Genomic DNA, 15,043 nt, shown 5'->3' on the forward strand with positions numbered 1-15,043 from the left:
GGATGCCATTCTTCACGGGATGCCATTCTTCACGGGATGCCATTCTTCACGGGATGCCATTCTTCACGGGATGATTGACGGGCCTTTCGGGCCGCGTCAACCGCCTCGCCGAATTGTGTTGCGCGGATCGAACGTGAAGACCAGAGCCCGAGAAAATTGGCAATTGGCGCAGCCGCCGGGAAGTTCAGGTGCCGGCGTCGAGGGAAAAGCGGGTTCAGAAATTGTAGTTGGCATAGCCATGGTAGACCAAATCCACCATTGCGTCCCCTCCGGCAAAGAGCAGATTCACATTCCAAGGCGGGTTCCAAGGCGGGAAGGGAACCACGAACTCGGTTTCCTGGCCATGGCAAACTCCCACGACGCGCCAGTCGTCGCGGATGAAGCCGAACAGAGGTCCTCCCGACCACCCGTGGCCGGCGAAGTTTGTCGTTTCAAGCTCGCGCGCATGCTTGTCTCCGTCGACATCTCTGATGAAGGCAGCCAGCTCGACAGCCGGGTATCCGGCGGCGAAATCAGGATAGCCAGCGCTCATGTAAAGATGGTCGAAATACTCATCGTGGTCGTCGAAGGCCTGCGTACCCAGCCAGCCGCAGACGTTGCCAATCGGATCAATCGTCCTGCAGATTGCATAGTCGCTGGCATCCGCTTTGAACGCCATGTCCCAGAAGCCGTCATGCCTGACGCCATACCAGTCGCTGACCCATGTGGAGTCGAAGCGAGGGGAGTGACCCGGGTACATAGCCGGCGTGAATTCGATTTGACAGTTGCCGCTGTAGTCCCACGGCATGACATGGCTGGCTGTCATCAACAGGTTCGGCCCAACCATGAAGGCGGTGCCCCCTGGAAGCTCCTTGCCTTCGGAGAAGGTGCGGATGTGGCCTATCGCCGACCAGGGAAACGCAGCCAGATCCATGCCGATAGCCGTAAGCCCCGACCGCTTGACGGCAATATCGCCGTTCGGTCCAGCAAAGAACGGTCGCAACCGTGGGACCGTTCGCACGGCGAGATGGCGAGGAACATAGGCCTTGAGCAGATCCTCGTTTCGCCTGCCCGTGCGCGTCGGCTTGCCCTCAGGCCGCGCGACGGCCTTCGCAACAGGCAGGTTGAGCCTCGATTCCAATCGCGGCACATAGCCCTTCGGCGCAGAGACCCGCTCAGCCACCTTGCGGGCGTCCGGAAATCGGCCCAGGCTGAGATGATTGATGATGTCGACAGGCATCGGCTCCGTCGGATCACGATCAAGTTTTTCGATGAGAGCGCCGAGGTCGTTGCGCGCAGCCAGGGCCCTGAAGTTTGGTTGTCGCCTGTTGCGCCCGGCATTCTCGTTCCCCGCAGTGGAGAGGCGTTGATCCTTCTTCATGCGATTTGTCCTCGCTTGCCCTTGCCAATGCGCCTCGATAGGGCGAGACGACCGCGATTGGCATCGAAACCGAAGTGATGGCCGCCAAGGTCGAACGAAAGCGACCATTTTGACAGTCGTCATTTGCCGACTGGGTCGCTCCTTTTTGCGGGTGCTATTTCGTGAGGACCATAAGGCCGACGCTACGGCCTGATATCGACGGGCGCCTCGATCTTCACCATCTCGAAGTCCGAGACCAGTATGTCGATGCGCACCGTCCACCGGCCCGGCACCGGGATGACGAGGTTGTCGACGCGCCAGCTGCCGTCACCGGGCTTGCTCGCAGCGCGCTTCAGCGGCTCGATGCCGGAATCGGGTTTTGACAGCACAAGCGTCACCTCCTTGGCGTCGAGCGGGCCGAAATCGCCGCTCATGATGACCATCGAGGCAACGACCGGGCCGGCATGGCCGGGAGTGATGCTGAGATCGGCCATCGCTTGCAGCGCGTGGATATGAACCGACACCGGTTGCGCTGCCGCAATCGCCAGGGCTCGGGGCGGCGGTGTGAAGCGCCAGCCCGCGGCAACGCCGAAAATCGCCAACACGATCAACATCTCGACGCCGATCGAGCGGACCAGCCTGCGTTGAACTTCCGTCGATCCCGCCTCGGCCGATGCGGTGAGTTTCCAGCGATTGACGGCAGCAAGCGTGAACAGAAAGACCAGCAGCCCCAGCTTGATAAGCAGCAGCCTTCCATAGGCGGTCTCGACCAAAGCCGCGGGTGTCTGCACCTGGATGACGGCAAGCACGATGCCGGCAGCGGCAAGCACGGCCACCACGGGCAAGATCGCCCAAGAAAACCGCCGCAGGAATGGCGTGGCCCCCGCCGATTGCCCCTTCAGCGCCAGCCCGAGTGGGATCAATGCGCCGGCCCACAACGCGATGCCGACGCCGTGCAGGAACACCATCGGCCGCGTCAGCCACTGCGGTTCGGCGGCACTGGCATGGCCGCTGGCGGCAAGGGCAACCCCCACCCCGGCCAGGCCGACCAGCGCCAATGGTTTGGCGGTGGCGCGGGGACCGGCCAGCGACAGCAGGCCAAGGCCCAGCGCGATCAGCGCGACCAGCACTGTCCAGCCGAAACTGGTGTCGAGCCCGGTCCGCCAGACGACCGATTGTGCCAGATGGGAGAGCGGCGCCCCCAATGCGTCCAGACCTTGCAAGCCGAGCGACAGGCACGACGCGACCAGCCCGCTCAGGATTGCAGCTGCAACGAAGCGCTGCCCGGCACGGCCACTTCCGGCCAGCCAGGCAAGCGCGAAGGCGCCGCCAACGCCGAGGAAAAGGCCGACGTAGAGAAAGATTTTGCCCGTCCAGATAGCCGACCGCAACGGCCAGTCGACGGCTTCGGATACGGCGGGCGGCTCGCTGGGCGCGCCGATGGAAAACAGCAGCGATCCGCCGACGGGATGACCGTCTGCGGAGATGACGCGCCAGCTCAAGACATGCGTGCCGGACTTGAGTGGCTGCGGATTGTCGATCTCGACGGTCTGGTCGCTGAGCCGGAATGACGTTAGCGGAACCGGCTTGCCGTCGGGCTTCACCAGCGTCAGCACCAGAGGCGAGACCGGCTCGCTGAAGGTCAGCGAGAACTGCGCCGGCCCCTGTGCCAGCACCGCGCCGTCGGCCGGGTCGGTCTTGATCAGCGCGGCATGGGCAAAGGCCTGATCCGACACGGCAAGGCTGGCAAGAAACACGATCACGGCCAACAGGCCGGCGGCAAGCCGGCCGGCGCGTTGGCCGGTCATTGAAGCCGTTTGCAGGAAGGAGGTCGTGCCCATGTCACCGCCACGAAAAGGAGCGGCGCGCTCGAAAGGGCGCGCCGCCTGGGAGATCATTTCTTCGGCAGCAGCTTGATGCCGGGTGCCGGGCTTTCCAGCGCGTCTTCATCCTGCCCTGCCGCCGGGATCTCGATCCAGCGATCGGCGGCGCCGTCGCATTCCTGCACCACCGGGAAGTAGAGTTTTTGGCCCGCCGGCAGATCCGCCGTCAACGTCGCGCGGAAGACAAACTCGTCGTAGAATTCGTCCGGCAGGCTGCCAGCGCTCCAGTCGACTTCCTTGACCCCGTCGGCAACCGCCTGACCGTAGAGCTGGTAGGATTTCTCGTACTTGCCCTTCTTGGTCTGCAGCGTCCAGCCTGGCTTCGGCATCGGCTTCACCGCGATCACCCCTTCCGGAATCTGCACGCGCACGGCGGTCGTCGCCTTGCCTTCGCAGCCATGCGGCACGCGCAGAACGGCCTTGTAGGTCGAGCCGACCGCCGCCTCCTGGGTTTCGAACGTGATATGCGCGAAGGCGGCGCTGGTTCCGAGCGCGAGAAGTGCGCCGGCCGACAAAAGATATTTGTTCATGATGGTCCCTCGGATTTTCAAAATTTGTCGAACCGGCCGGATCAATTGGCGTGATCGTCCATGGCGCCACCGCCCATGCCTTCGACAGCGAAATCGACGCTGACGGCGCCGGCCTTTTCGAAGGTCAGGACGGCGGAGAACTTTTCGCCCTGTTTGGGTTGCCGCTTCAGGCCGATGAACATCAAATGATAGCCGCCAGGCGCAAGCGCGACCTTGCCGCCGGCCGGAATTTCCAGGCCGCCGGCAACCGGCCGCATGGTCATGACGCCGTCCTTGACGCCCATCTCATGCAGCTCGGCCTTTTCAGAAACATCGGACGAAATCGACACCAGCCGGTCCGGTGCACTGCCATTGTTGGTGACGGTGAAATAACCCCCGGCCACTTTGGCACCGGCAGGTGTGGCGCGCGACCAGGGGTGGCCGATCTCGAGATCGCCAAGTTTGAACTCATGCGCGAGGACGGACTGGGCGCCTGTGAACAGCAGCGCAAGAGCCAGCACGGCAATGCCGACACGCTCTTCGATGCCGCGTAGAATGCCGCCTGGCGCAGGACGCGCGGCGTCAGGGAAAAAATAGGACATGGTTGCTCCATGAAGTGATGGTCGCGCCGTTGCCGGTCGCGAGCAGTTTGATCTTTGGATGGGTACGCCCACGAAAAGTTCCGCCGGGCAAACAGGCTCAGGCCGTCAGCGGCGGCGCGCGCGGGTTCGACGGCGAGCGCTCACGCGCAAAGTCGAGATGGATGGCCGCCGGAAAAACAAAGGCGACCGTTTTGAAGGAAAGGCTGCCCAGCGCCAGGCCAGCACCGGGCGGCGGCGCAAAGGCCGCCGAAACCATGCTGCAGCCGAGCACGCAGCATGCCGGAAGATGGGACGGCTGCTGGTTGCCGCCGGGAAGCTGGGCTGCGCCCTCATGGGTGCAGATGACGTTGCCGAACGCATCGAGCTGCGATGCATTGGAACCGGTGCCGAAGGCGAATGCTCCGAGCGTCGACTGGAGCAACAGCAGATAGGCCGCGACCAGCGCGACCGGCATGCTCCACCGTCTCCTCGATACGCTCAAAGCCCTGCCTCTTCGCAGCAATGCGACATTCCTAGCACGGGGCCGGCGGGTGGAAAATCGCCAAATCGCCGCGGCGCCAACGCGGCAGGGTCAATGCATGTCGCCCAAAAGTGTATAGCGGTTTTGGGACGACGACATGCATGAAACAAGACTCCGAGCCGCGATGCGGCTCAGTGTTTTTGCAGCGACCGGCTCTCCGGGATCGAGGTCAGCAATGTCTGGCGTGCCGACTTCAGGTGCTTGCGGCAAGCGGCGTCGACCTTGCCGAGGTCGCGCGATTTCAGCGCCTCTATGTAGACCAGATGCTCACCGATGGCGACTTCGTTGCGCTCGCGTTCCTGCGCCTTGTTCCACTGGTAATGATAGTGGAAGATCATGGCGATGACATCGTAGAAATCGACGATGAAGCGGTTGCGCGACGCCCGGTGGATGAGCCGGTGGAAGCGCTCGTCGAGTTCGGAGAACTCGGTGAAGCGGGCAGCGATGTCGTTTGCCAACTGGCGATGCTCGTCTTCCAGGCGGTCGAGATCGGTCCAGACCGCGCTGTCCTGCGGTAAAGCGGCAAAGGCAGCCGCCGAGCGCAATTCGAACATTTCGCGGATTTCGGTCAGCTCCAGCGCGAAGGCGCGGGTAAAGCCCTTCAGCACCCAATGGCTGTTGCGGCGCTTCTCGATCAGGCCGAAGCGGGAGAAGCGGATCAGGAACTCGCGCACGCTGGTGGTGCCGACGCCGATCTCACGCGCCAGTTCGAGTTCGTTGATCTGCATGCCGGCTTCGGCGCCGCCGGCGAGCAGCCGACGCATGAACGACCGTTCGATGATCTCGGCCAGCGTGTCGGTCTCCTCCTCGGGGAAGAAATCATCCGGACGCGGTTCGCGCAGCACCGTCTTGGCGCGCTTGTTCCAGGCGATCAGCCCAGTCTCTTCCATGCGCGCGAGAATGGTGCGCACCGTGGTACGGCTGACGCCAAGCAAGGTACCCAGTTCCGGCTCAGAAGGCAGGCTGCGCGTTTCGTCGAGCAGCCGCAGGCAGCGGTTGTAGGCATCCTTGTAGACGTTGTTGCTCTTCGACATCCCTGACCCGTTGCACGCCGTCGCTTGCGGCGCCCGGTTTGAAGCGCAATATGACGTTCCCATGGCCCTGAGAAGCGAAATTGCTTCCCGGAACAACCCAGACATGCGGAACTCCCCACGAAAAAACAATTGACGCAAAACTGTTTTTTCACGATAAAAGACATTATCTCTAAACAGACGCGTGTCAATCCGTCCGCGCAACCCAGGATCACCCAGGAAACCGCCCGTGAACGCCTCCAACTGCATTCTCCTGTCCCCTGCCGACAATGTCGCCGTCGCCAACGGCCGCATCGAGATTGGCACCGCGCTGCCGGGCGGTGCCGTCGCCAGTGCGCTGATCGAGCCCGGCCACAAGGTGGCGATCAAGCCGATCGCCGCCGGCGAGGCCGTGGTGAAATACGCCCAAGCGATCGGTCGAGCGACACAGGATATTGCAGCGGGCGAGCACGTTCATTCGCACAATCTGGTTTTCGAATCAGGCCGCTTGCCGGTCGTGCCGCCGAGCGAGGCCGAGCACGCGACGGAGGCCGATCGCGCCCGCACCTTCATGGGCTATCGCCGCGCCGATGGCCGCGCCGGCACGCGCAACTTCATCGGCATCGTCGCCAGCGTCAATTGCTCGGCCACCGTCTGCCATTCCATCGCCGACACCGCCAACCGCACGCTTTTGCCGAACTATCCCGGCATCGACGGTTTCGTGCCGATCGTGCACGGCCAGGGCTGCGGCATGAGCGGCACCGGCGACGGCATGATGGTGCTGCACCGTACACTCGCCGGCTACGCCCGCCACCCGAATTTCGGCGGCGTGCTGATGGTCGGCCTCGGCTGCGAAGTCAACCAGCTCACCCTATACGGCCAAAAGGGTGTCGCTGCGGGCAAACGCCATTTCAACATCCAGGACGCCGGCGGATCGCGCAAATCGGTCGAAAAGGCGATGGGCGTGCTGGCCGAGATCGCCGAGGAAGTCGGCCAGCTGAAGCGTGAGCCGATCCCGGTCAGCGAGATCGTCGTCGGCCTGCAATGCGGCGGCTCGGACGGCATGTCGGGCATCACGGCCAATCCGGCGCTGGGCGCGGCTGTCGATATCCTGGCTGGCGTCGGCGGCATCGGCATCCTCTCCGAGACCACGGAGATCTACGGCGCCGAGCATCTGCTTGCCTACCGCGCGGCAACGCCGGAGATCGCGCAGAAGCTCGACGGTTTCGTGAAATGGTGGGAGGACCACGTCGCCAAGCATGGCGCCTCGATCGACAACAACCCCTCGCCCGGCAACAAGCGCGGCGGTCTCACCACCATCCTGGAGAAGTCGCTCGGCGCGGTCGCCAAGGGCGGCCAGACGCCCCTCAACGGCGTCTTCGGCTACGCCGAAAAAGTCACTGGCAGCGGCCTCGTGTTCATGGACACGCCCGGCTACGACCCGGTTTCGGCGACCGGCCAGGTGGCGGGCGGCGCCAACGTAATCGTCTTCACCACCGGCCGCGGCTCATGCTTCGGCTGCCGCCCGACGCCGTCGATCAAGGTCGCCACCAACTCCACCATGTACCACCAGATGGAAGAGGACATGGACGTCAATTGCGGCGTCATCGCCTCGGGTGAAAAGACCATCGCCGGCATGGGTCGCGAGATCTTCGAACTGATCGTCGAGACGGCTTCCGGCCGCAAGACCAAGAGCGAGGACTTCGGCTACGGCGACAACGAGTTCGTGCCCTGGCATCTGGGCGCAACACTTTAGATTTTACTGATATAAAGTAGACTGCGCGCCGGTCAGCGGCGGGCAACGGGGAGGTTGTGCATGGAAAGACGCCGCATCGGCCAGACAGCGCTGGAAGTCACCGAGGTCAGCTTCGGCGGCGCCGCACTTGGCGGCCTTTACCGCGCCTGTTCGCGCGAAGCGGCGATGGAGACGCTGCAGGGCGCCTGGGATGCCGGCCTGCGCTATTTCGACACCGCACCCTTCTACGGTTTCGGCCTGTCGGAGCGCCGCTTCGGCGACTTCCTGCGCTACAAGCCGCGCGATTCCTATGTGCTGTCGACCAAGGTCGGCCGGCTGTTCCGCCCGGTGCCGGACGATCAGGTTCCCGATCACTCCTATGTCGATCCGCTGCCCTTCGCGCTCGACTACGACTATTCCTATGACGGCATCATGCGGTCGGTCGAGTTCAGCTATGCGCGGCTTGGCCTAAACAGGATAGACATCCTGTTTGTCCACGACATCGGCGCCTACACCCATGGTGTCGAGAAGACCAAGCTGCACTTTCGCGACCTGATGGACGGCGGCCTCAAGGCACTTGAAGAGCTGAAACGGTCCGGCGTCATTTCCGCCTATGGGCTTGGCGTCAACGAAGTGCAGATCTGTCTGGACGTGATGCGCGAGGCGCCGCTCGACTGCATCCTGCTCGCCAGCCGCTATTCCTTGCTCGACCGCAGCGCCGAAGCGGAGTTGCTGCCCCTATGCCGGGCGCGGCAGACCTCCTTGGTCATTGGCGGCGTGTTCAACTCCGGCATCCTGGCGACCGGGCCGGTGCAAGGCGCGCATTTCGACTACCGCCCTGCCAGCCATGACGTGCTCGACCGCGTCGGCGCAATGGAAAGGATCGCCGCCGAGGGTGGCTATCCGCTCGCCGCCGCAGCGTTCCAATTCCCCTTGCATGAACCTGCCGTCGCCACCGTGCTGACCGGCACCGCCAAGCTGGCGAACCTGACGCGCAACCTCCAACTGCTCGACATCGACGTGCCGGAGACGGAATACGCCAGATATCGTCCCCACACGCTGGTGCAGGAGCTGGTGTGAAACTCCATACTCTTGCGGTCACACGAAGGAATGGACATTCTATATTGACGAAATGATGGAATTAATATTCCATACGTTCCCGGAACGGAACGGAAGTGTGACGGCGCCAATGGGGAGCAGCGCGGTGGATTTGCCTCTGCCAGGCCTCGCAAGGACTGATCAAACAGCGCTTGCATCGATCTGTTCGATGCATTATCAAAACATGGCAATTGTTTTTTATTGATAAAGTTCTGTTTTGGACCACGCCTATCCGGACGGAGCTTCCGTATCGTTCACCGGGCGACTTAGGGAGGAAACCTCATGAAATTCGTGACCAGCATTCTCAACCGCCGCGCCGTCATGGCGCTGGCAGCAGCTTCGATGCTCGCCGGCGTCATGCATTCGGCGCCGGTTTCGGCGGCGGACGTCACCATTCCGATCATCGTCAAGGACACCACGTCGTTCTACTGGCAGATCGTTCTGGCCGGCGCCCGCAAGGCCGGCAAGGATCTCGGCGTCAACGTGCCGGAACTCGGTGCCCAGGCTGAAACCGACGTCAACGGCCAGGTCTCGATCCTCGAGAACGCCGTTGCCAGCAACCCGGCGGCCATCGTCATTGCGCCGACCGAGTTCAAGGCGCTTGGCAAGCCGATCGATGAAGCCGCTGCCAAGGTCAAGGTCATCGGCATCGACTCCGGCGCCGACTCCAAGGCCTTCACCTCGTTCCTGACCACCGACAACGTCCAGGGCGGCCGCGTCGCTGCCGACGGCCTCGCAGCCGCCATCGGCGCCGCCAACGGCGGCAAGATCGAGGGCGACGTCGCCCTGATCACCAACGCGCCGGGCGCCGGCTCGCTCGAACAGCGCAAGCAGGGCTTCACCGAACAGCTGGCCGCCAAATATCCGGGCCTCAAGCTGGTCGCCGATAAATATGCCGACGGCCAGGCCACCACCGGCCTCAACATCGCCACCGACCTGATCACCGCCAACCCGAACCTCAAGGGCATCTTCGCTTCCAACCTGATCATGGCGCAGGGCGTCGGTCAGGCTGTCGCGGAAAACAGCCTTGGCGGCAAGCTGGCGCTGGTCGGTTTCGACAGCGACGAGAAGCTGATCAAGTTCCTCAACGACGGCGTCATTTCCGCCCTCGTCGTCCAGGATCCGTACCGGATGGGCTATGACGGCATCAAGACCGCACTCGCCGCTTCCAAGGGCGAGAAGGTCGAAGCCAATGTCGACACCGGCGCCAATCTGGTGACCAAGGACAACATGAAAGACCCCAAGATCGACGCGCTGCTCAATCCGAAGCTCTGAGCCGTCGCATCCGCAATGGTCCCCGGGGCACATCGCCCCGGGGACAAGCTGCCGCGCAAACGACTTGGCAATCCATAAGCGTAGGCTAGGCTGTTTTCGAGACATATCCTTGTCTCGCCGCGTGCCAATCGTGAGGCCAATCTGGGAGGATTGTCATGACATCGACGGCGCAGGAACTGCATCCGGCCCCTGTGCTGGAACCGGGGCGGACCATCCTCGAATTGCGCGGGCTGGAGAAGCGCTATCCCGGCACCCACGCGCTGAAGCCGGTCGACCTCGCCTTCAAGTCCGGTGAGATCCACGCCATCGTCGGCGAGAACGGCGCCGGCAAATCCACGCTCATCAAGCTTCTGACCGGCGTCATGCCGCGCACCTCCGGAGAGATCGCCTGGGAGGGCCAGCCGGCCGCCCTGGCGACGCCGCACGAGGCGATGGCGCTCGGCATCAATGCCGTGCACCAGGAAGTCGTGCTGTGCCGTCACCTGACGGTCGCCGCCAACATGTTCCTCGGCGAGGAGAATTCACGCTTCGGCATCCTGCAGCAGCGCGCCATGGTCAGGCAGGCGCAGACGATCATCGACGACCTCGGCTTCGACCTGCCGGCGCATGTCACGCTTGGCGACCTGACCATCGGCCAGCAGCAGTTGATAGCCGCCGCCCGCGCCACCGTGCGCGGCACCAAATTCCTGATCTTCGACGAGCCGACCGCCTACCTCACCCGCAAGGAGGCCGACCAGCTTTTCACCCTGATCCGTCGGCTGAAGGGCGAAGGCGTGACGATCATCTACATCAGCCACCGCATGGAGGAAGTGTTCGAGCTCGCCGACCGCGTTTCCGTGCTGCGCGACGGCACGCTGGTCGGCACCCGCAACATCGCCGAGACCAACGATGCCGAACTGGTCAAGATGATGATCAACCGCTCGATCGAGCAGGTCTACCACAAGGAGCATTTCACGCCGGGCGCCGCCCTCATCGAGGCGAGGAACCTGTCCGGCAAGGGCTTCGAAAATGTCTCGATGACGGTCCGCGCCGGCGAGATCGTCGGACTCTATGGCCTGATCGGTGCCGGACGCAGCGAGTTCGTCACCACGCTTTACGGCCGCCACCGCAAATCCGCCGGCCAGATCCTCTGGGAAGGCAAGGAGGTGCAGGTCAATTCCGAGCATGACGCGATCAAGCTCGGCATGGCGCTGGCGCCGGAAAGCCGCCGCGACCAGGGCCTCTGCCTCAATCTGCCAGTCGGCTTCAACCTGAACCTGCCGATCTACAAGCGTATCTCGAACAATCTGCTGATTTCGAGCACGCAGGAGAAGACGCAAGCCGATCGCCAGATCGCCGATCTGCGCATCAAGACACCGACGCGCGGCGCGCTGGCATCCAGCCTGTCGGGCGGCAACCAGCAGAAGATCGTCATCGGCAAATGGCTGGCGCACGGCGCCAAGCTGTTCATCTTCGACGAACCGACGGTCGGCGTCGATGTCGGCACCAAGGCCGAGATCTACCGCCTGTTCAGCGCACTTTTGTCAAAGGGCGCCGGCATCATCCTGATCTCGTCCTATCTGCCGGAAGTCTATGAACTCGCCGACACGCTGCATGTGTTCCGGCGCGGCAAACTGGTGGCGACGCACGGTTTTCACGCCGCCAGCCACGAGGATATTCTCACTCAGGCGCTCGCCGAGAAACAAGAAAAGCTGGGAGGACAGATATGAGCACCGAGGCGATCGCCGTCGAAAAACCGAAGCGCAACTACAACGTCCTGTTTGGGCTGACGCTTTTGGCGCTGCTGGTTCTGCTCTGGATTCTTCTCTCCGTGGCGACGACGAGCTTCGCCTCCGCCAACAACATGGCCAATCTCTTGCGCCAGGGCTCGATGATCGCCATCATGGCGGTCGGCCAGACTTTCGTCATCATCACCGGCGGCATCGACCTGTCGGTCGGCGCCGTGGTCGGTTTCGCCACGGTGGTCGTGGCCATGATGATCAATGCCGGCTTCCCCATCTGGCTCGCCATTCTGGTGACGCTGCTGGTCGGCGTCGCCATCGGCATGTTCCACGGCTTCGGCATCGTCAAGATGGGCCTGCCGCCCTTCATCATCACGCTGGCAACGCTGACCTCGCTGCGCGGCATCGGCCTTTTGATGACCAACGGCAATTCGATCAACATCAACAGCGACACCTTCACCGCCTTCTCGCGCAATTCCTTTATCGGCATCCCCAACCTGTTCTGGATGGTGATCCTGGTCGGCATTCCGGCCTATATCTTCCTGCACCACAGCCGCTGGGGCCGGTATCTGTTCTCGGTCGGCTCCAACGCCGAGGCCTCGCGCCTGTCTGGCGTCAATGTCCAGCGCACCATCTACATGGCCTACACGCTGTCGGGCCTGTGCGCCGCCTTTGTCGGCGTGCTGCTGGCCGCCCGCATCGGCATCGGCAACCCGACGCAGGCCGAGGGCTGGGAGCTGCAGGCGATCGCGTCTTCGGTCATCGGCGGCACCTCGCTGTTCGGCGCCGTCGGCTCGGTGCATGGGCCGCTGCTCGGCGCCTTCATCCTGGCCACCATCAACAACGGCGCCAACCTGCTCAACGTCAATTCGTTCTGGCAGCGCATCATCACCGGCGCGCTGATCATCATCATCGTCTACTTCGACGGCCTGCGCCGCCGCGGCAAGTAGCGATCCCGCAATCAACCGCCGGCCCGCCACACCAACGGGCCGGCGATTTCATGACTGGATTAGCGCATGAAAGCCGTCCTCTGCCGTTCGCCCGGCGATCTTGTCCTTGAAGACCGGCCCGCACCAGAGGCACCGCCTCCCGGCTGGGCGCTGGTGGCGGTCAGCCATGTCGGCATCTGCGGCACCGACTACCACATTTTCGAGGGCAAGCACCCGTTCCTCGCCTATCCTCGCATCATGGGCCATGAGGTGTCGGGAACGATCGTCGAGACCGGCGACGGCGTCGATCTTGCCGTTGGTGAGCCCGTGGTGATCAACCCCTATCTTTCCTGCGGCAAGTGCATCGCCTGCCGGCACGGCAAGCCCAATTGCTGCGTTAGGATCGAGGTGCTGGGCGTGCATCGCGACGGCGCCATGTGCGAACAGATCCTGGTGCCGGCGCAAAATCTCTATCCGGCCAACGGCCTGTCGCTGGCCGACGCCGCCGCAGTCGAGTTCCTGGCCATCGGCGCGCATGCCGTGCGGCGCGCCCGCGCCGACCCCGGCGCCCGCACGCTGGTCATCGGCGCCGGCCCGATCGGGCTCGGCACCGCCATCTTCGCCCGCATCGCCGAACTTGACGTGACGCTGCTCGACATGAGCAGTGAAAGGCTCGCCTTCGCCGCAAATGAGCTTGGTTTCCAGACCCTCGACGGCTCGCGCGGCGCGGTGCCCGATCTGGTCAGGCAAGCGACATCAGGCGAAGGCTTCGATGTGGTCTTCGACGCCACCGGCAACACCCAGTCGGTGCAGTCGGCCTTTGCCCATGTCGCGCATGGCGGCACCTTGGTACTGGTCTCTGTTGTCAAGGACGACATCAGCTTTTCCGATCCGGAATTCCACAAGCGCGAGATGACGCTGATCGGCAGCCGCAACGCCTTGCGCGCCGACTTCGATCACGTCGCCGCCTCGATCCGCAACGGCGCCGTTCCCCTGGCCAAGCTCGTTACACACCGCACCACACTCGCCGGCACGCCGCGCGATCTGGCTCGTTGGGCACATGAGAAATCCGGCCTGATCAAGGCTGTGATCGAGGTCGGATCATAACATGGCAGACGGCGAAGCCGGTCCTCAAATGCGCCGCCGCTGACAAGTGAGTGCGGCCGAGCTGGGTCGGGCACTCCTACAGCGCCGACAGCTTCAGCTCCACCCGTTCGGCCGGAAACCGCGACTCGGAAAACTGGATCGGCTGGCCGCCCGGCGTGACGTTGACGGCAACCGTGACCAGCACGATGGCGCCCGGCTGCAGGTCGAGGTCGGCAAGGTCCGCCGCATCGGCATGGCGCGCCGACAGCACGGTCGATTGCCGGAGATAGTCGTCGATGCCGAAACGCGCCAGCGATGCGGTGATCGACCCTGTTTCCGCCATCGCGGCATCGATGCCGGCAAAGCGCCGGGCCTCGAACCAGCCGGCAGCGCGCGACACCGGCCGTCCGTCGGCTTCGCCGCGCGTTTCCAGCCGGATCACATCGGCTCCCTTGGGAAGACCCAGTCCCTCGGCGACCCGCTGGCTGGCCGGCTCGACCGACGAGGCGAGCAGGACGATGTGCCGTTCCGTCGTCTGCCCTTGCAGCCCTGTCGAAAAGCGTGTGCGCGCCCCGATCGGATAGGACAGCCGCTTGCGCGACAGCACGAAGGTGCCGCGCCCCTGCTCGGCCCGCAGCACGCCTTCCCTTACAAGGGCCGATATGGCGTTGCGCACCGTGTGACGGTTGACGCCATAGCGTTCTGCCAGCGCCACCTCCGGCGGCAGCGCTGCATTCTCCGTGAAATCGCCGATGGCGATCGCATACAGGATCTTGTCGGCGATCTGCCGCCACAGCGAAACGCCACTGCGCCGCTCGATGCCGTCCGCTGACAGCTGCCCGACCTTCATTGCCCCCCACCTTCCAGCGCCCAGTCTTCTATCGCTGTCATCCACCCGTCATGGACACGCGCTAGATAATAGGTATAATTTGTATAGTTGTCTATATCAATAGACAAATTTAGCCACGAGGACGATAGCTTATGCGAGGACAGGAAGCCCGCGACCAGGCCGAGCGCAAGGCCGCCATGGCAACCCTTGCGCAATCCAGCGGCGATGACATCGTACGGCTCTGGAATGAGGCCGGACTGCCTTCGGACGCCGAGTTGCTGCGCGGCCCCGAAACCGGCCTTGTCACCCTGCGCGGCCGCATCGGCGGCGGCGGCGCCCCTTTCAATGTCGGCGAGGCGACCGTTACCCGCGCCACCGTCCGGCTGCCCTCCGGTCAGGTCGGCCATTGCTATGCGCTTGGCCGCGACAAGCAGAAGGCGAAGCTGGCGGCCATCGCCGACGCGCTGTGGCAGGACCCTGCCCGCCGCAATGAGGTCGAGACCGGGC

General features: G+C 63.6%; 14 protein-coding genes. 7 read left to right on the forward strand and 7 right to left on the reverse strand.

What is annotated here, in order from left to right; translation table 11 throughout:
- Nucleotides 1-214 precede the first annotated feature (214 nt).
- The 6 genes from EN749_RS15890 to EN749_RS15915 form a co-directional block, all read right to left on the reverse strand.
- A complete protein-coding gene (locus EN749_RS15890) occupies nt 215-1,360 on the reverse strand; it encodes a serine protease (protein WP_128363479.1) in 1,146 nt (381 codons plus the stop codon).
- A gap of 182 nt (nt 1,361-1,542) precedes the next feature.
- The gene (locus tag EN749_RS15895; protein ID WP_128363480.1) at nt 1,543-3,180 is read right to left on the reverse strand and encodes a copper resistance CopC/CopD family protein; all 1,638 of its coding nucleotides are present in this window, start codon (nt 3,178-3,180) and stop codon (nt 1,543-1,545) included.
- A gap of 53 nt (nt 3,181-3,233) precedes the next feature.
- Nucleotides 3,234-3,752, reverse strand: coding sequence for a YcnI family protein (locus EN749_RS15900; RefSeq protein ID WP_127272468.1), 519 nt, complete (start codon nt 3,750-3,752; stop codon nt 3,234-3,236).
- Nucleotides 3,753-3,793: 41 nt separating this feature from the next.
- Entirely contained in the window at nt 3,794-4,333 is a 540-nt protein-coding gene (locus EN749_RS15905; protein WP_127270813.1) for a copper chaperone PCu(A)C, read from the reverse strand.
- Nucleotides 4,334-4,430: 97 nt separating this feature from the next.
- On the reverse strand, nt 4,431-4,787 hold the full coding sequence (locus EN749_RS15910; RefSeq protein ID WP_128307411.1) for a DUF2946 family protein: 357 nt from the start codon (nt 4,785-4,787) through the stop codon (nt 4,431-4,433).
- Nucleotides 4,788-4,984: 197 nt separating this feature from the next.
- Nucleotides 4,985-5,887, reverse strand: a complete 903-nt coding sequence (locus EN749_RS15915) for a GntR family transcriptional regulator (RefSeq protein ID WP_127259754.1) — start codon at nt 5,885-5,887, stop codon at nt 4,985-4,987.
- A gap of 226 nt (nt 5,888-6,113) precedes the next feature.
- On the opposite strand from EN749_RS15915, the gene EN749_RS15920 reads away from it, so the two are divergent.
- The 6 genes from EN749_RS15920 (at nt 6,114) to EN749_RS15945 (ending at nt 13,728) form a co-directional block, all read left to right on the forward strand.
- Nucleotides 6,114-7,619 carry an altronate dehydratase family protein gene (locus EN749_RS15920; protein ID WP_128290096.1) on the forward strand — a complete coding sequence of 502 codons (1,506 nt, stop codon included), beginning with the start codon at nt 6,114-6,116 and terminating at the stop codon, nt 7,617-7,619.
- A gap of 60 nt (nt 7,620-7,679) precedes the next feature.
- Nucleotides 7,680-8,678 (forward strand): aldo/keto reductase, encoded by a 999-nt coding sequence (locus EN749_RS15925; RefSeq protein ID WP_127272466.1) that lies wholly within the window; start codon nt 7,680-7,682, stop codon nt 8,676-8,678.
- 300 nt (nt 8,679-8,978) lie between these two features.
- Complete coding sequence (locus EN749_RS15930; RefSeq protein ID WP_127272465.1) at nt 8,979-9,971, forward strand: ABC transporter substrate-binding protein; 993 nt, start codon at nt 8,979-8,981, stop codon at nt 9,969-9,971.
- Nucleotides 9,972-10,126: 155 nt separating this feature from the next.
- Nucleotides 10,127-11,680 carry a sugar ABC transporter ATP-binding protein gene (locus tag EN749_RS15935; protein ID WP_127328220.1) on the forward strand — a complete coding sequence of 518 codons (1,554 nt, stop codon included), beginning with the start codon at nt 10,127-10,129 and terminating at the stop codon, nt 11,678-11,680.
- On the forward strand, nt 11,677-12,642 hold the full coding sequence (locus EN749_RS15940; protein WP_023812479.1) for an ABC transporter permease: 966 nt from the start codon (nt 11,677-11,679) through the stop codon (nt 12,640-12,642). Before EN749_RS15935 ends, EN749_RS15940 begins: the two co-directional genes overlap by 4 nt.
- Nucleotides 12,643-12,708: 66 nt before the next feature.
- Entirely contained in the window at nt 12,709-13,728 is a 1,020-nt protein-coding gene (locus tag EN749_RS15945) for a zinc-binding alcohol dehydrogenase family protein (RefSeq protein ID WP_128363481.1), read from the forward strand.
- 76 nt (nt 13,729-13,804) lie between these two features.
- Here EN749_RS15945 and phnF read toward each other — a convergent pair whose 3' ends face one another.
- Nucleotides 13,805-14,557 carry a phosphonate metabolism transcriptional regulator PhnF gene (gene phnF, locus EN749_RS15950; protein WP_128363482.1) on the reverse strand — a complete coding sequence of 251 codons (753 nt, stop codon included), beginning with the start codon at nt 14,555-14,557 and terminating at the stop codon, nt 13,805-13,807.
- 131 nt (nt 14,558-14,688) lie between these two features.
- Between phnF and phnG the strand changes: the two genes are divergently transcribed.
- Nucleotides 14,689-15,043 (forward strand): phosphonate C-P lyase system protein PhnG (gene phnG / locus EN749_RS15955; protein ID WP_128363483.1); only part of this gene is annotated, 355 nt, incomplete at its 3' end.

The sequence above is a fragment of the Mesorhizobium sp. M7A.F.Ca.ET.027.02.1.1 genome (genome assembly GCF_004022985.1).
In the GTDB taxonomy this organism is placed as follows: Bacteria; Pseudomonadota; Alphaproteobacteria; order Rhizobiales; family Rhizobiaceae; genus Mesorhizobium.